This is a genomic window from Cyanobium sp. T1B-Tous, from assembly GCF_024345475.1.
In the GTDB taxonomy this organism is placed as follows: Bacteria; Cyanobacteriota; Cyanobacteriia; order PCC-6307; family Cyanobiaceae; genus Cyanobium_A.
Genome location: NZ_JAGQBE010000010.1, coordinates 15,470 through 31,831, shown reverse-complemented (window position 1 = coordinate 31,831; position 16,362 = coordinate 15,470). Strand labels below are relative to the sequence as shown.

At 55.5% G+C, this 16,362-nt stretch carries 19 protein-coding genes and 1 pseudogene; 14 read left to right on the top strand and 6 right to left on the bottom strand.

What is annotated here, in order from left to right; genetic code table 11:
• Positions 1–30 precede the first annotated feature (30 nt).
• From KBY71_RS04070 to cpcA, 3 genes and pseudogenes are all read left to right on the top strand, one after another.
• Positions 31–1,195 (top strand): annotated as a pseudogene (locus KBY71_RS04070) (IS3 family transposase).
• A 350-nt stretch (positions 1,196–1,545) separates the two neighbouring features.
• Complete coding sequence (locus tag KBY71_RS04065; RefSeq protein WP_254927689.1) at positions 1,546–2,064, top strand: phycocyanin subunit beta; 519 nt, start codon at positions 1,546–1,548, stop codon at positions 2,062–2,064.
• 38 nt (positions 2,065–2,102) lie between these two features.
• A complete protein-coding gene (cpcA, locus tag KBY71_RS04060) occupies positions 2,103–2,591 on the top strand; it encodes a phycocyanin subunit alpha (protein WP_254927688.1) in 489 nt (162 codons plus the stop codon).
• A gap of 80 nt (positions 2,592–2,671) precedes the next feature.
• On the opposite strand, the gene KBY71_RS04055 is transcribed toward cpcA, so the two are convergent.
• Positions 2,672–2,995 carry a hypothetical protein gene (locus KBY71_RS04055; protein WP_254927687.1) on the bottom strand — a complete coding sequence of 108 codons (324 nt, stop codon included), beginning with the start codon at positions 2,993–2,995 and terminating at the stop codon, positions 2,672–2,674.
• A 209-nt stretch (positions 2,996–3,204) separates the two neighbouring features.
• On the opposite strand from KBY71_RS04055, the gene KBY71_RS04050 reads away from it, so the two are divergent.
• The 8 genes from KBY71_RS04050 (at position 3,205) to KBY71_RS04015 (ending at position 10,115) form a co-directional block, all read left to right on the top strand.
• Complete coding sequence (locus KBY71_RS04050; protein WP_254927686.1) at positions 3,205–3,852, top strand: phycobilisome polypeptide; 648 nt, start codon at positions 3,205–3,207, stop codon at positions 3,850–3,852.
• A 139-nt stretch (positions 3,853–3,991) separates the two neighbouring features.
• A complete protein-coding gene (locus KBY71_RS04045; RefSeq protein ID WP_315858516.1) occupies positions 3,992–4,687 on the top strand; it encodes a pentapeptide repeat-containing protein in 696 nt (231 codons plus the stop codon).
• Between the two features lie 171 nt (positions 4,688–4,858).
• Positions 4,859–5,740 carry a phycobilisome linker polypeptide gene (locus KBY71_RS04040; RefSeq protein ID WP_254927684.1) on the top strand — a complete coding sequence of 294 codons (882 nt, stop codon included), beginning with the start codon at positions 4,859–4,861 and terminating at the stop codon, positions 5,738–5,740.
• A gap of 143 nt (positions 5,741–5,883) precedes the next feature.
• Positions 5,884–7,506, top strand: a complete 1,623-nt coding sequence (locus tag KBY71_RS04035; protein WP_254927683.1) for a phycobilisome rod-core linker polypeptide — start codon at positions 5,884–5,886, stop codon at positions 7,504–7,506.
• 65 nt (positions 7,507–7,571) lie between these two features.
• Positions 7,572–8,312, top strand: coding sequence for a phycobilisome rod-core linker polypeptide (locus KBY71_RS04030; RefSeq protein ID WP_254927682.1), 741 nt, complete (start codon positions 7,572–7,574; stop codon positions 8,310–8,312).
• 311 nt (positions 8,313–8,623) lie between these two features.
• Positions 8,624–9,157 (top strand): phycobiliprotein lyase, encoded by a 534-nt coding sequence (locus KBY71_RS04025; RefSeq protein WP_254927681.1) that lies wholly within the window; start codon positions 8,624–8,626, stop codon positions 9,155–9,157.
• Between the two features lie 19 nt (positions 9,158–9,176).
• Positions 9,177–9,776: a chromophore lyase CpcT/CpeT gene (locus tag KBY71_RS04020; protein WP_254927680.1), complete on the top strand. Its 600-nt coding sequence runs from the start codon at positions 9,177–9,179 to the stop codon at positions 9,774–9,776.
• A 27-nt stretch (positions 9,777–9,803) separates the two neighbouring features.
• Positions 9,804–10,115, top strand: a complete 312-nt coding sequence (locus KBY71_RS04015) for a CpeR family transcriptional regulator (RefSeq protein WP_254927679.1) — start codon at positions 9,804–9,806, stop codon at positions 10,113–10,115.
• On the opposite strand, the gene KBY71_RS04010 is transcribed toward KBY71_RS04015, so the two are convergent.
• Together KBY71_RS04010 and KBY71_RS04005 are read right to left on the bottom strand one after the other, a co-directional pair.
• Entirely contained in the window at positions 10,105–11,409 is a 1,305-nt protein-coding gene (locus tag KBY71_RS04010) for a HEAT repeat domain-containing protein (RefSeq protein WP_254927678.1), read from the bottom strand. The two genes, KBY71_RS04015 and KBY71_RS04010, sit on opposite strands and share 11 nt — an antisense overlap.
• Before the next feature lie 419 nt (positions 11,410–11,828).
• The gene (locus tag KBY71_RS04005; RefSeq protein ID WP_213203222.1) at positions 11,829–12,254 is read right to left on the bottom strand and encodes a DUF2656 family protein; all 426 of its coding nucleotides are present in this window, start codon (positions 12,252–12,254) and stop codon (positions 11,829–11,831) included.
• A 79-nt stretch (positions 12,255–12,333) separates the two neighbouring features.
• Here KBY71_RS04005 and KBY71_RS04000 point away from each other — a divergent pair, with 79 nt between their 5' ends.
• Complete coding sequence (locus tag KBY71_RS04000; protein WP_254927677.1) at positions 12,334–13,227, top strand: HEAT repeat domain-containing protein; 894 nt, start codon at positions 12,334–12,336, stop codon at positions 13,225–13,227.
• A gap of 19 nt (positions 13,228–13,246) precedes the next feature.
• On the opposite strand, the gene KBY71_RS03995 is transcribed toward KBY71_RS04000, so the two are convergent.
• The 3 genes from KBY71_RS03995 to cpeB form a co-directional block, all read right to left on the bottom strand.
• A complete protein-coding gene (locus tag KBY71_RS03995; RefSeq protein WP_254927676.1) occupies positions 13,247–13,867 on the bottom strand; it encodes a HEAT repeat domain-containing protein in 621 nt (206 codons plus the stop codon).
• A gap of 128 nt (positions 13,868–13,995) precedes the next feature.
• Complete coding sequence (cpeA, locus tag KBY71_RS03990; protein ID WP_254927675.1) at positions 13,996–14,490, bottom strand: class 1 C-phycoerythrin subunit alpha; 495 nt, start codon at positions 14,488–14,490, stop codon at positions 13,996–13,998.
• 60 nt (positions 14,491–14,550) lie between these two features.
• The gene (cpeB, locus tag KBY71_RS03985; protein WP_213203226.1) at positions 14,551–15,111 is read right to left on the bottom strand and encodes a class 1 C-phycoerythrin subunit beta; all 561 of its coding nucleotides are present in this window, start codon (positions 15,109–15,111) and stop codon (positions 14,551–14,553) included.
• 359 nt (positions 15,112–15,470) lie between these two features.
• On the opposite strand from cpeB, the gene KBY71_RS03980 reads away from it, so the two are divergent.
• Positions 15,471–15,725, top strand: a complete 255-nt coding sequence (locus tag KBY71_RS03980) for a hypothetical protein (RefSeq protein WP_254927674.1) — start codon at positions 15,471–15,473, stop codon at positions 15,723–15,725.
• Positions 15,726–15,774: 49 nt separating this feature from the next.
• Complete coding sequence (locus tag KBY71_RS03975) at positions 15,775–16,356, top strand: phycobiliprotein lyase (protein ID WP_131457123.1); 582 nt, start codon at positions 15,775–15,777, stop codon at positions 16,354–16,356.
• Positions 16,357–16,362: the final 6 nt, after the last annotated feature.

The following is a 16,362-nucleotide window of genomic DNA, read 5'->3' as shown; positions in this document are numbered from 1 at the left end:
ATCCGGCCAGACTGGGCCGGGGACTTCACCATGAAACGCACCAGGCACACGGCGGAGCAGATCATCCGCAAGCTCAAGACCGCCGAGCAGCTGATCGCCCAAGGCAAGACCGTCGTCGAGGTCTGCCGCGTCATCGAGGTGACGCAGCCGACCTACCACCGCTGGCGGCAGCAGTACGGCGGAATGCAGGCCGAGGAAGCCAGGCGGCTGACTCAGCTGGAGAAGGAGAACGCCCGGCTCAAGAAGCTTCTGGCGGAGGCGGAGCTGGAGAAGGCGATGCTCTAGCCGCAGGCCCGGCGAAGCCGTAGGACCTTGCCGAGGGAAACTTCTGAGCCCGGAACGCCGTTGCGCTGCAAAGCGCACCTCGCGGTGCGACAGAGCCGTCAAGGTTCTGCAGGATCGTTACCGGGCTTCTGAACGCTTTGTCTGCCGGGTGGCGGGGCAGCACCGCAGCACCCAGCGCCATGGGGGCAAGGTTGTCGATATCGAGGAGGCCAAGCTGCGCCAACGCCTCCGGGATATTGCCGCTGAGCACATCCGCTGGGGCCGGCGGATGGCCTACCGCCTGCTGCGGAGGGAGGGCTGGACCGTCAATCACAAGCGGGTGCAACGGCTCTGGCGGGAGGAAGGCCTGCAGCGGCCCACTCCCCGGAAGCGAAAGCGGGCACGGCCCGCAGATGGTTCGGTGCGGCGTCACCGGGCCGAGCATCCCCACCAGGCGTGGGCCATGGATTTCCAGTTCGACGCCACCGCCGACGGCCGCAGACTGAAGTTCTTGAACGTGATCGACGAGCACAGCCGCCTCTGCCTGGCCATCCGGGTGGGCAGACGCTGCAAGGCCAAGGACGTGGTGGCGGTGCTGGAGGAGCTCACCAGCTTTTACCCGGCCCCGGCGTTCATCCGTAGCGACAACGGTCCGGAATTCATCGCCCAGGCCCTACGGGACTGGTGTGAGGCCAGCACCACCACCAGCACGGCGTACATCGCGCCGGGATCCCCCTGGGAGAACGGATTCGCGGAATCGTTCAATGGCCGGTTCCGGGATGAGTTCCTCAACACCGAGCTGTTCACCACAGCTCCGGAGGCGCAAATCCTGGCCGATCGTTGGCGCTGGGAGTACAACTCTCTCAGGCCGCACTCGGCCCTCCAGGGGCGTACGCCCCTGGAGGCAGCTCAACAGGGAGTTGCCGCATGACCAACCCACCCACTCTCATAAGGCCTGGACCGATGAAGGGGGTCACGTCACTGTGACCGGGGCAAGCGTGAATAGCCGTCGGCATCGCCGTGACCACAAAGCCCGCTCTCACGGGCCTTTTTTGTAAGCCCCACGCCTGGCCAGCAGATCGCTTGGCAGCACTTGGGTACTCGGGGTGACCATTTGTTAACCCTGACTCAGCCAACCCCCGCCAGGAGACGAGAATGGACCTACCGAGTTGTCGAGCACCTAGCTGCAGCGGACCCGACGGTCCACCGCCTCTGGGTGAACGCCAGCCTGGAACCACAATCCCCTCCCCGACCCCTCCGTCGAGAACAGGAGCACTAACAATGTTTGACGCCTTCACCAAGGTGGTTGCCCAGGCTGATGCCCGTGGCGAATTCATCAACGCTGGCCAGATCGACGCCCTCGCGGCAATGGTCGCCGAAAGCAACAAGCGGATGGATGCTGTCAACCGCATCACCTCCAACGCGTCCAAGATCGTCACCAACGCGGCCCGCGACCTGTTTGAGGCACAACCTGCCCTGACAGCCCCAGGCGGCAACGCTTACACCAGTCGCCGCATGGCTGCCTGCCTGCGCGACATGGAGATCATCCTCCGCTACATCACCTACTCCGTGTTCAACGGCGACGCCTCCGTGCTGGAAGACCGCTGCCTGAACGGCCTGCGTGAGACCTACCTGGCCCTCGGCGTTCCCGGTGCTTCCGTAGCCGAAGGCGTACGCAAGATGAAAGAAGCCGCCATCGCCATCGCCAACGATCGCAATGGCATCACCGCCGGCGACTGCTCTGCACTGATGAGCGAGATCGGCACCTACTTCGATCGTGCCGCTGCGGCAGTAGCCTAAATTTTAAGCAAAAACTAATTCTTTAGCCAGGTACTCCCATGAAGACCCCTCTCACCGAAGCTGTTTCAGCAGCTGATTCCCAAGGCCGCTTTCTGAGCAACACGGAGATCAACTCGGCATTCGGTCGATACAACCGTGCCAAGAGCGCCCTTGCAGCAGCAAAGGGATTAACCGCGAATGCAGATAGTCTTGTCAATGGTGCTGCACAAGCCGTTTACAGCAAGTTCCCCTACACCACCCAGATGCAGGGTGCCAACTACGCTGCTGATGCGCGTGGCAAAGCAAAATGCAGCCGTGATATCGGCTACTACCTGAGAATGGTTACATATTGCCTCGTGGCCGGTGGCACTGGGCCGATGGATGAGTATCTGATTGCTGGCATCGATGAAATCAACCGTGCCTTTGAGCTGTCTCCGTCGTGGTACGTTGAAGCTCTCAATTACATCAAAGCCAATCATGGTCTCACTGGCGAGCCAGCCACCGAAGCAAATAACTATCTAGACTATGCAATCAACGCCCTAGTTTGATTGCATACAAAAGATTTTCATTCTCGGGCTCCCCATGCGGGAGCCCTTTGTTTTTGCAAGCCAAAGCTAAGAGTTTGCAGCTAAGAAACTATCATTGCAATGAATACATACAGCCCAGTCAACCATGAATACTCAAAGCCATAAGATTTGAGTAGTGCTATTTGAAGGAAGAATTTTTCCCATTGGCCATTCGACATCATGTATATAAGCAGACATAAGCCCGCATCGCCCACCCCCTTCTCCTTGCCAAGAGCATGACGTTCCAGCAGCCCGAGCAGATCATAAACTTGATAAGACAAGCAGGAGAAAGCGAGGAAATCGTATACAAGTCGGGAGATATGCATCTTCGCATTGACCTTAGGAGTGACGACATATCCCTTTGGAGATCGCATTTTATGGCTCATTATAATAATGCGAATCTCCTCGTTGCATGCCAAGATAGTGATGGCGATCTAATGCAGACACAACTCACATGGGTCGTAGGCTCTTCGATTCGGACCACTCTCGTATCTGGTAAAAAAGAAGCTCAAGCGCTCTTGGAATCAATCGGTATAGTGGCCGAGCTAGCCAGTCTTGCATGCGATCGCTGCTATGGATTAGGCGAGTCGACTATATGGGCATTCTACTTGGACCGAAAAAATACATTGTCCGCAACTCCACTTGGCTCTATTTTATGACAACAGGAACGGAATACAAAGCCGAGATTAGCCGTCTTATCGCGCAAGCCAACGTATGTGGGCTTGGCGCTAGAGAAACTATACCTATAGAAGTTAGAAAGATTATCGTGATTGCAGATGGAGCGCGATGCGCACTGAGTCAAAATGAAATAGAGCATATCTGCACTATTTGCGAAGTCTCAGAAAGAGCTGTTGCCGAACTAATCGAGCAGTCACCAAAGATGATCGCCAGAGCGAGAGCGTCATTACTATATAAACAACCAGGGTTGATAATGCAAGGAGGAGAGCTTTTCCCTGAGCATAGAGCCATGGCGTGCTGGAGAGACTGCGAGCAGTTTATGAGGGTAGTGACTTACGGGGTAGCATGTAATTGCACAGAAATCACCGACAAAGAAGGCATGAAGGCATTATTGGAACTCTATACGTTTTTGAGAGTACCCGTAAAAGCACTCTTGTACGTCATATCAGAATTAAAGGTTCTCTCGGTCAATAGTCTTCGAAGATCAGGCTATGAGAGTGAAAGCTTTAGCGCTGAAAATGCATTTAACGACTTGATCTTTGCGCTAAACCCAAAAAGCGAATGACGGCTCAAGAGCCACAATCAAGCAATCAAGATATTCAACATACATTCCACCAGCGCAGTTTAGTCCTAAAATGCCAAAGCCAAAAAAATACTAACGTTAACAGAACGAACTTCCAAGCCATCCCGAATCCCAACTCAAGATGAATTTATTACCAGAGAATCCACAGCAGTGGCATCCCCCGGAGACATGCGTACCTGATATGATTAATCAGGTGGCACTTGATGCCCGCGGAGCCTGCTGGTCACATCGAGCTCTACCCCCTCTAGATTTAAGAGAATCTAAACTGTGCCGAGCAGATCTAAGAGGTGCTGATCTCTCTGGCTGCCGGCTTGATGGCTGTGATCTCAAGTTAGCGCGTTATGATATGGACAGCAAGTTTCCCGAGGGATTCAATCATTTCAAATCAGGAGCAGTCGGACCAAAGGCTTATCTGAATGGGGCATTTTTTAATGGTGCCGACTTAAGGGGGATGGACCTGAGTGGAAGTAGTTTCATGGGGGCCTATCTCAGTGGTTGCGACCTTAGCGGCTCTGTGCTTGATGGTGCAAACTTTGTGGGGGCCGATCTTCGCTTTGCCAGACTACAGGGGTGCAGCTGCAAAGGAGCGCGCTTTACGGGTAGCCAATTGAATCAAGCAGATTTGCGCACAGCTAACTTCATTAACACATCCATCGATACTGCAGATAGCATTCAGGGAGCCGATTTTAGTTGTGCCTCAGGGATCAGTTCTGAGCAGCTTATAAACCTTTTATCACGGCCACACACGGAACTTGATTGCTGGAACCCATTCACTCGTACGACAACTCGGGACTCTCTGGAGTCGCTTCGGTGCTGAGGGAAAGCGACACGAAAACTGCGAAGCGCTGCAATGCCAATCAGGGCGACCGGAGGACAAGCGGACACCAGCTGGAGAGTGCGGTCAGTCAGAAGGAGTTGAGTTTCATAAAGCAACCTGCAAGCCTGGCCGATAAATCACGGATAATTGTGAGGTTTCGCCAACGCACCCATGCCCTTCGGCCCCGCCTCGATACTCGGTGTTGAACGCTTCGCTCAAGACTGCGAGGCCCCCCAGGAGCTCGTGCCTGGTGATGATGACGCCACCAAGGAAGCTCTGATCCGTGCTGTATACAAGCAGGTCCTCGGAAATGCTTATGTCATGGACAGCGAGCGTCAGCTGGTTGCCGAATCACAATTCAAATTAGGCGAGATCAGCGTGCGTGAATTCGTGCGCACCATTGCAAAAAGTGAACTCTATCGCACACGTTTTTTTGATGCGTGCGCTCGATACCGCTATATAGAACTGGCGTTTCGCCATTTGCTTGGGCGTGCGCCGGCTAGCTTTGAGGAAATGCGCCGCCACGCAGAGCGACTTGATGCAAGCGGATATGAATCAGACATCGACAGTTTTCTCGACTGTGATGAATACCAGAACACCTTTGGTGAATGGACAGTTCCGTACCAGCGGGGCTGGAGGACTGAATCCTGCGCCACTCTCCAGGAGTTCACATGGTCGTTCCAGCTACTGCGGGGAAACAGCAGCAGCAGCCTGAAGGGAAACCTCGCTGGGATCCAGAGTCGGCTGGGCGGTGCAGCCTACCAAAACCGCCCACTCCCGGTGGTAGCACCGTCATCGATCGATTCACAGGGATGGAGTTTTCGTCCATCACCAAACCTCGGCGATGCCGCTACTCGCAGTGGCGTTGGCGCAGGGCAAGAAGGAAAGGTCTATCGGGTTGAAGTCACAGCATATCGTGCAAATAATGTACGGCGTGTCTCCCGATACACGAAGTCCAATCGTGTCTATTTTGTTCCCTACAACAAGCTATCAGAGCAGTATCAGCGCATTCATCGTGAGGGAGGGAAAATAGCTAGTATTACCCCTGCATGACAAGTTCCGAGTGCGGGCAGAGATCAGCGCTCCTGTTCATGAATGTCCATAGACTTCTGTGCATCCACGCCAGCACTATGACAGCTCCAAAAGACTGTTAAATGTCGGTACGACCACACCAAAGCCCTCATTCCTCCCTAGCCATGTCAATGAATCAATCTCCGGCGCTTGGATTCGGTGCCATTCAATTACTAGACGCACCTGCCAGGTTTTCGCGAAGGCTGAACCATGAGGCTACAGAAGCAGCAACGAGCAATAATCGATACAGAAACCAGCAAGACCTAAACCATCCTGGGGCGTTCACAGCCAGCGATAACGCCTCCTATCAGCTAGCGGTGATTGCTGCCTATCGCCAAGTATTCGGCAATGTTCAGCCGATGGAGAGTGAGCGCCTGCTGAGTGCCGAATCACAACTCCGCAATGGAGATATCAGCGTTCGTGAATTCGTGCGCCGCCTCGCGCTATCAAGTTTTTATCGCTCTCGCTATTTTGATGCGGTGTCTCCGCATCGTGCTGTTGAACTCAACTTCAAGCATCTACTTGGTCGCCCGCCGCAGGACGAAGCCGAGATCAGTGCCCATGTAGCAACAGTTGCCACCACTGGTTTTGAAGGTGAGATTAACAGCTACCTTGATTCCGATGAGTATTTGCAGACATTTGGTGAAGACACTGTTCCTTATCCCACCAGCTGGAATTCTCCTCTGGGTCAGCCACAGTCTGCCTTCAACCGGATGGCGGCTCTTGAGCAGAACTTCGCAGGAAGTGATACCGCTGTGGGGAATAAGAGTCAGCTATTGGGTAACCTTGCAAGGGGCTACAGCCTCTCGATCAAGGTCCCGGCTCAAGTCTACAGGTCTGGAAACGCAGGCAGCGTGAATCGATCATTGGCGGGAGGTACCCGTGGGATGTTTGAGCCCGTCAGGCGTATCAATGCCGATGGGGCTGACTCCGCACCGATGCGCGGCGATCTTTACGTCGGCTTCGGTCTTGGCCAACGAGATCAGGAGGTGTTTGAGCGCAGCGGTGGTGAGTCCGCTGATCAAATTGCCGGGCTGATACGTGCAGCCTATCGCCAAGTGATGGGAAACCCCCATCTGATGGAAAGCGAGCGCAGCCTCACAGCAGAGAGCCAGTTCGCGGAGGGTCGGCTCAACACGCGTGAGTTTGTACGCGCAGTTGCTCTTTCTCCTGATTACCGGCGCCGCTTCTTTGAGAGCAACGCGCCCTATCGCTTTGTGGAGCTCAACTTCAAACATCTTCTGGGTCGAGCTCCACTCACTCAAGCAGAGGTAAGCGAGCACATCCAACGACTCGCCAACGAAGGCTACGAAGCCGAAATCAACAGCTATATTGATAGCGATGAATACCAGAATTTGTTTGGCGAGAACACCATCCCGTTTGCTCGTATCAGCTCAGAACAAGGTCGCTCCCAACTAGCATTCAACCGTCATCTTTCGCTGGCAGGGGGCTACGCATCGAGCGACACAGTCCAATCTGCATCGAATCTGGTGATGTCGGTGGCCACCAATACGGTGCCCAGCAATTGGTCAAACACGTCGCAAAGGATCAACCGCATCGGTGCCAACGCTGGCACCACCGAGCCAACAGGCAAGCGCTATCGGATTGTCGTTCAGGCCCAGCCTGCGGGAGGCCGGCAGCGCACGCCGAATGCGACCTATCTCGTCTCAGGGAAAGACATGACCAGCCAGCTCGGTTATGTCCATCGCCGAGGTGGTCGGATCCTCTCGATCACTGAAGTGCTCTGATTGCTACAACACGATCGAAACTTAGCTCACTCTAATTCAACACCACATTCAATCTATCTCCTCCCATGCCTGCAGCTACAATCGCTATAGCTAATACCGGTCTCCGTCAAGAATCGGCACAAGCCACCATTCGTGCGGCCTACCGCCAGGTGTTCGGCAATGCCCATCTGATGGAGGAAGATCGTAGTGCTACTGCTGAAAGCCTTTACATCAACGGCGATCTCAACGTCCAGGGGCTGGTGACCGCCCTTGCCCTATCAGACAGCTACCGCCGTCTTTTTCTGGACAAGAATGGGCCCTATCGCTTCGTGGAGCTCAACTTCAAGCACCTCCTAGGTCGCGCACCCCGAAATCAAGCTGAGGTTAGCGAGCATGTGCAGCGACTTGCAAAAGAAGGTTATGAAGCTGAAATCAACAGCTACACTTTCAGCGTGGAATACATCAACGCCTTTGGGCTCGATGATGTACCCCACATGCGCGGCAGCCAAAGCCTAATCGGTGAAAGCAACGCCACTTATGTCCGTTCCAAGGCCCTTGACAATGGCTTTGCCGGATTTGACGGAAGCCATCAATCCGTGCTTCTGAGCAGCATCGGCAGTGGCGCTGCCTTATCCGCCGGCAGCAAGGTCCCTGGCCCCGGAAATCGAGACAGCAAGCGTTACGCCATCACCTGGACCACTGCGAACCCAGTGGGCATGCGTCGCCGTTCCATGCAGACATCGATCGCTCCCTACAGTTCCCTGACGACAACGATTCAAGGGATCCAGAAAAGAGGCGGACGCATCCTTTCTGTTGCAAACACTTAACGACCACGGGCCTGGAGACAATCCAGGCCCCCTTTCCAAGTAGCATCAGTAAACGGCTGGATAGTTGGGAATGATTGTTTTCCCAAAATTCAATCGCCATCGAATTCTGATCAGGACAACTCAAATGCCTCTATCGCCGCGCCAATACAATCAGAAAAAGGGCCCATGTGAAAAGCCTGCGGGCCATTTAGGGAGTGGCGTTTCCATGGCTACGGCCCTAATGGTGGAGTCCATGGTTTACATGGTACACAACTCTCAAGCTCTGCAGAAAGGCGAACGTTGAATCTGACGCTTCGAAATCGAGGTAAGGAATGAATCTCGAAACATTTGTCTTGCAGAGCGAAGGAAATTGGCGCTGTATGAGAAGTGGCCACTCGCTTGCATTTCGGCAGTTTGAGGAAGTACTTAGCCATATCACGATCAAGCGGCTTTCACTTGACGATCCACGGGTAACCGATCTGATAGCAACAGCTGATGAGCCAGAGGGTAAGCCTTGCTCACCTTTTTTTATGGAGTGGAGCGCAGAAAGTGACTGGGAGCCTGATGATCCATCGCTTGTCAGTCAGGGGTCATGTGTGCTGATTCCATTTCCGACAAATGCAGATGAAGGGTATTTGCTGCGCAGTGTAGGGTATGCTGAACCTGAGCAAGCTATCGGTAAATATTGCTTTCTTTCCGATGGCACGTTTACACTCACAACGCGCTACGGGCAATCCATCGCAGAGGAGAGAATCTGGTTCGTATCAGAACATGTGCGCTGTCGTTCCTCGGTGCTGAGAACCTCGGAAGGCTCTGGTGTTCTACAGACTTCATTTTCGTCAGAAGTCCGGCGACTTACTCTCTAAAACAAGAGCTGTTCTAGCCGTGGATCCCTCTCTACTCTTCGCCAAAACTCTTTGCGGCCATTATAGCAACCTTGATCAGGCCCAGCAAGATCCTTCAAAATTCGCGCGCATTAATATCTTCTTCATGCCCCTCCCCTGGGAGGTGCTCCGCGCACCGGGCATTTATTCTGAACAGAGTTATGACCATGATCCGTGGCGCCCATACCGACAAGGAGTTCATCGCCTAAGCCGATGTGATGATATTCACATTGTTGAGAATTTTGGGCTTGAGCAGCCGGAACGGACAGCCGGAGCTGGGCTGCATCCTAAACTTCTCCAAACGATTGATGCCAATGCCCTCATCGAGAGATGCGGCTGCGCCATGCATTTTCGATGTGTTGAGCCTGGATCCTACCTTGGTGAACTTGAGCCGGGTCAAAAGTGTTTGATTCCCCGCGATGGGAAACTAACCTATCTCGTCAGCGAAGTGGAGCTCAATCAGGACCGTTGGAGCAGTCGAGATCGTGGCTTTGACCCACTCACTGACGCCCCGATCTGGGGTTCAGAGCATGGGATGCTCCGCTTTGCAAGGATTTCATCCTTTTCGGACCAGTTAGACGAAAGCTGGGTCCAATCATAACAAGATGATCCGTGGAGATGCGCTCTAATGCACGCAAATGATGCACATAAGTTGCTCAAAGCGTGGATCCGATCTCAGCATCTGATCTGCCTAGGCACAGACTTCATCTTTGAAACCGTTGATCAATCACACGTGGAACGATTCGAGCAGTGCATGCTGGATTGTGGTGGACATGTGAGGGAAGTGCGCGCCGTGGGAAATTGGCCAATGGGACCGAACCGATCATTCAAAGTGTTGAGAGCTGTGGCATCTATACCAAGGCCTGGCGGAGAAGAACTTGTCCAGTACTGGGCCAGCCGTGGAGGCAGGAGCACCCGTTTCTCGGAAATCAACCACTGATGGCCCGCAACAATTGAAGGCGAGCCTTCACGTAGGGATGGGCTTCTTTGCCATTGAATACTTTACTATCTTCGCCAGAATCGATCAATTCTTGAGCCATTGCTGCCGCGTAGCGGCATTCCCACCAGGGCGTGCGATCGACATCTTCCCATCGGCTGAGATGCCGCTTACACAGCAGGGGATCTAATGAGGCCAGAGCCAATAGTGCTGCAGCTTTTGATTTGACGAATTGCGGCCTTTGGTTATCAACCGCCTCGACGAGCCACTCTGTAATCATCGCCATAGCTTCCACCGGCCATCCTTTATGGGAACCAAAAAGTCGAATAAAAAAGTAATGCGCACCATAATCGTTATGCGCATCCTCGAGCCAGCCCCGCCGCAACAGCGGCCAGAGAGCCTCAGCTGGCCGTTGACGCAGTGTCTGAAGTGCCAGATAGCAACGGCTGAAGTCAGTTCCAAAAAACTCCTGGATCAGGAATGCATTGTCAGGCTCATCGTCATAGCGATGTACCAACACCAAAGTACTTGGATCATCACGCACCAAGGCATCAAGCGCATCTGTCAATACCATGCCCTCACAGGACGTGGCACTCTCCGGCCAGAGAGCCTTAAGAGCACGCATCCGAAATACGGGGGAAACCGGTGCCTGGAGGACACTCTGGAGAAGATTAATGGCACCAGCATTGATCACATCCTGGATAGCAGACTGGCGATCCATCTGATTTGGCAGAGTGAGATGGTCTTCAAGGGCCAGTAGCTGATCACGCTGACCTGATAGCTGGGCAATGGCACACAGAGCTGCCCCGCGCACACCAGGATTGGAATCGTTCTGGAGGCTTTCAATTGCTGCCAAGGCAGAGCGAACCTTCAATCCAGCAAGGCTCTGGATCAAAACCCGACGATTCTGGGCAGGATCAGCCAGGCAATCGATCATCACCTGATGCAACATTGAATCCATACAACCCAATTGCTCAAGAGCCCAGGCACTATTTTCAACGAGGTAGGGATCTTCACTCTTGAGGCAACAACCGATGGCCGATATTGCTTGTTGTGCATTCAGACGACCAAGCACCTCCACCGCCTTACGCTGGGCTAAACGGATGGGCTGCTCTTCGGAATCAACGGCAAGGAGTTGCAGGAGGGCTTTCTCGGTGGAGTCTCCAGGAAAATTAATCAGGTGGGAGGCCGCCATGTAGTAATCGCTGGCCGATTCAAGTGCTTCAAGAGGCTGTTCTAAAATCCGCAGAGCCTCCTGCTGGGTGAGGCCAAGATGGATGTTGTCGAAACGGCTCACGGATGGCGCTGCAGGGCGGGCCCTAGATTCACACCTAGCACCATTGCAGGTCAGGTCACCCAAGCAGGCCGTTCGTTAAGAACTTTCCATATATTGGCGGTCTGCTTGATGTTGGTGCACCATGGGACATCGTTGTTCCTGCCAGCATGGGGCCTTTTCTAACCAACTCCTATGTGATCAAATTGAGCCTTGGCAAGGGTGCAAGGCTGAATTCACCACAAAAGTTGTGCGTTCCTTACGAACTACTCAGCCGCACACTGGATCTCATCAATCACCAAGGAGCAGAGGTGCAGGATGTTTCCGTGCAGGGGGCCACAAGCACTCAAGCTCCTCCAGCCCAGACCCCCCCTGAAGCGGTGTCAACGGAGAAACAGCCTCGGGTTGGTGGAACGAGGCAGCGTCGGTCGCGCGTCTCCTAATCAGCCTTGCATCGCGAACACGGCATCGGCAGGACGCCCCTGCTTCAGGGCCTCCCAGCCGATAGCGCGCAAAAACGTTGGGCCGTCCATCGTTTCCACCACATCCACACCCCAGGCCCCCAGCGTCAGGGGAGAACCCGCTGAGCTGGGACTGTCCTTGCGCCCGCCAAGGGCCAGCAACTGATGCCCATCGGTATGGCCGCAGGCCCGCCGAAACCCCCGCCATGCCTGGATCAAGTCAAGGGCCAGATCCGCAGGTGCTAGATCCGATTCGATGCGAATGAGCCAATGGGGATGATCCAACGGCTCTGCCGAAACAATCGCAGAAGCGTGCGCCTTCAACCCTGCTGCAAGGTCCACCGCGTTGAAGGGTGGTACGCCCGGCTCTTGTACCTGGAGGTTATGGGACAGAACGAAGCAGGTCATGCCGGATGCCGTGTGTTACGACGACCCTAGGCGGCCGCCAATGGAACTTGATAATGCTTCCACCCGCTAGCCAGCAACCGTGAATGACAGCCAATGCTCGCCGATCAGCGGGCACCCACTCCAACTGAGCGAAGACGAAGCCAGCCAACTGGCGGAGGAGCTCAAGCACCAGCTCCGGTGTGGAGAGGTGCCTGATGCCAACAGCAGCAGCATCGAAAAAATGGTGGCGGGCCTGGGCGACCGGCGTGGTCTGATGCGACTCACCTTCGCCGAAAGCCTCGGGGTCGTTGGCAAAGCAGCCGTGCCAGCCCTTTGCCAGGCCCTTGAAGGCCACGACAATGTCACAGTGCGGCGTGCTGCCGCCAAGACCCTCACGCTGATCGAAGATCCACAGGCTTTGCCAGTCCTGCTGAACGCCCTCCTGCATGACCCTGACCCAGTGGTTCAGGGGTCTGCCGTGGGAGCGATGGCTGCACTGGGCGCGGAAGCCGTTGATGCACTCCTGGGTGTCCTGATCAACCCCAAAAGCAGTTCAATGCAGCTGGGCTTGGCCAGTTGGGGGCTTGCTTTTGTTGGCGCGAGGGCCCCTGAAGCCTTGCGCGAGGCCGCAGGCTCCGAGCATGCGGAGATCAGAGCTGCTGCAATTGCTGCACTAGGCGATCAAATCCAAGCTCAGGGGGATGAAGCCGCAAGAGATCTCCTGATTCGTGCGCTCAGCGATCAGCATGTCGATGTGCGGGCCGAGGCAACCACCTTGCTCGGCAAGCTGCATGATTCTTGTTGGGCAACACCACACCTCATCCCGCTCCTCAATGACGAAGCGGGCCAGGTGCGCAAGAACGCAGCTCTTTCACTGATGAAGCTAAAAGCAAGCGACGCGTTACCAGCCCTGCGCGAGCACCTCCAGTGCGAGCACGAATCAGATGTGACGGCCGTGTTACGAGTTTCCATCAGCCAGCTCGAAAGGATCTGATCTTGATCCTCAAGCCAAGTCAGCCCCCGTATTGACGGGCCTTTAGATCCTCGATCCTGATCAGGGCCGAGCTCACAGTCTCCCGCACGTAATCATCAGTTGCCGGGTCATCAAGCAGCTGCTGTAAGACTGGCTCAATATCAGGATGATCGATCTGTGCCAACGCATTGACCGCTGCAACTCCTTGAGCTGGATTGTTACCGCGACTCACCTGCAGCAAGAGAGGCACCGCTTGGCGACCCACCTGACCTAACGCCATGACGGCTGCGACCGCAACCACAGGTGAGCGATCATCAAGGGCTTCACGCAAAACCGCCATGGCCTGCTCAGTAAACGCCTGACCTGCGTAGTTGGAAGCCAACTGGGCGTAGGCTTTAATGCAACTTGCCCTCACCGTGTCATCGCTACTGGTGCTGAAGCACACTGCAATCGGCTGCATCGAGCGCGCACCGAAGGCCCCAAGCCCCCGAACAGAAGCTCGACGCAGAGAGACATCCGGCTGATCCAGGAGCGCGATCAAACGCGGGATTGCTTCGTCTGGCCAATGTTCGACCATAGCCGTGAAGGCGCGCGTTTGAATGTAGGGGTTGGGATGGGCAAGATCTGCAAACAGTTGATCGAGATCGGGGGGGTGTGGCATCGAAGAAGTCGCTATTTTGAGGCTGGGAAGGGGAACCTAGACCGCCACGACCCGCCGATGGAAAGCCTGAAACAAGACATGAAAAAGGGGGCCTTTCGGCCCCCAGATGGCATCATCAAAAATGAGGCTCAGGAGAGCGCATTGATGGCGTAGTCCAGGTAGGACTTGAACTCGTTCAGAGCCTGGGGGCTCATGTCACGAGGGGAGCATGCGCGGTCGCGGGTGAAGGTCAGCGCTTCAACGTAGGCAGCCGTAGGCAGACGCAGGGTGCGATAGACCTCGCGGGCGCCTGCGATGCCCCACTCGTCCAGGGGGCCGGTTCCACCGACCACGAGGCAGTAGTTGATCAGGCGCAAGTAATGCGCGATATCGCGGTAGCACTTGTCCACCTTGGTCTGATTCTCACCAGCCTCGCCGGCTTGCTTGAGGTAAGGATACTTGCTGAAGCAAGCATCACCTGCTTCTTTGGTCACTTTGTCCAGGCCTTCAGCAAGCTTTTCCGCAGCTTCCAGGCGTGCAGCAGCACGCTGGATATTGCCCTGAACGGCCTCAAGGTCATTCTGAGAGGGGAAGCGACCGGCAGCATCAGCGGCGGTCACCACAGTGGTTGCAACAGATTTCATCGTGGGTCTCAACAGAAAAGGGTGGTGTTGTTAAAGATCAGGATTGATCCCTTAATTTGTTCAGCTCAGCGCGCCGATCACGCGATCAAAGTAGGAGGCTGCTTCAGCAACCAAGGCGGAGCAATCACCCTTCACGGTTTCCATCTTGCGGAAACGGGTCTCAACAGGATTAGTGCCGCTGGTGTTGGTCTCGTTGATATGAGCCGTAGAAGAGGCCTTCATGATGGCCACAGCGCGACCAGCCGATTGCAGGGGCACGCCGAGGGCGATGTAGGTTTCCTTCAGGCCGTTCAGGCAGCGGTCATCCAGCACGGAGGCATCGCCGGCCAGCAGGGCATAGCTGATGTAGCGCAGCACAATCTCGCCATCACGCAGGCAGGCAGCCATGCGGCGGTTCGGGTAGCAGTTGCCGCCAGCCTGGATCAGGCCGGTGTTTTCGCAGATCATGCCGGTCACAGCATCGGACACGATGCAGGAGGCATTGCTGGTGATGGCGTTTACAGCGTCGAGACGCTTGTTGCCTTCAGCCACATAGTTACGGAGAGCGGCCAACTCACCGCCACCGATCGGAGCAGTTTTGGCGTCAGCGCTGACGACAGCGCGAGAAAAGGCGTCGAGCATGGGGGTCGGGACAGGGGGAGGATGCTTGGTCGAGTATCGGCTGAAGCCAATGGCGCGAACCACCAAGGTCTGGTGGTTTCCGCTCTCTTCACCTGAGCACCCAGGAAAACTACGGCCATCCCCACTCGCCATTCCCCGATCCGATGCATCACGCAAACTTTCGTGATCCCGGTCGCCGGCACTCCCTGGCTCTAGTGCTCGCAGTGCTTCTGGGAGGCGGTGGGCGGAGATGGCGCGCGCCATTGCCAGAGAAAACCGCCTTCTTCATTTTTTGTTCCGGATTGGCGGCTGGTGCTCAGAGGGCTGGTGTTTGCTGGACAGCTCGCCAATAAGCTGAGGAATGCCAGTGAGCTTCCACCATGTCCAGCGCCAGTTTTGATGCGGTCGCGGCCGACGCCATTGCTGAGCCGTCTCCGAGCCGGGAGGAGCTGCAGGAGGCCATTGAGCAGCTCGAGGCATTCCGAGATCGGATTGTGAGCGACGTCACGGGCATGGGCCAGAAGCTGAAAATGCCACAGCAGCAGGTGGCCTTCACCCTGTCCCAGCATCCCGAGCTTCAGAGGATCGAGTCGGTTCTGGCCCAGCTCCAGCTCCAGATCGCTGAGCTGGCCTAGCCCTTTCCCATTCACTGCTGCCTCTGCAACCATGGCGCCTGCCCAATCCATGCGTGAGTTCCTGGAGGCCAGTCGTGGGGTCTGGCTGACTCGTCGAGCTGTCCATCACCTTGACCATCAGGACGACGAATCTGGCGATTCCAACCTCGTGATAGAGCCTTTCAGCTGTTTTGATCCTGCCGTGGAGCAGATCTGCCAGGCCCTCGACATTGACCCAGGCCTGGCCGCTGGAGGAGCTCGCTTCTGGTGGGAGAGCAATCTCAAACCCTTGGCCCGAACCGAAGACCAGGCCGCTGTAGTCATTGACATCCCGATCGAAGGCGATCCATCCCGGGGATTCCTAGTGCGGGACAAGGGCTACGTGGAGAAACAGCCGGTGCTCAGTGAATACGCTTTTTCCCCTGATGGCGTGATGACGGTGACGACCCGCTACGACAGCAATGTGGGCACGGAGCGCTGCTGGTTTGTGACAGATCAGGTGCGCATGCGGGTGAGTTCGGTGCAGTGCCTCGATGGTGTGTCAATGACCACCTATTGCACGGAGCTACGTTGCCCATCTGTTGAGGATCTTCAAGCGGTTCGGGCCAGTGCCGAGGCCCTGGCCACCCGTCTCGTGTCCCTGACCCACTGAACTGCT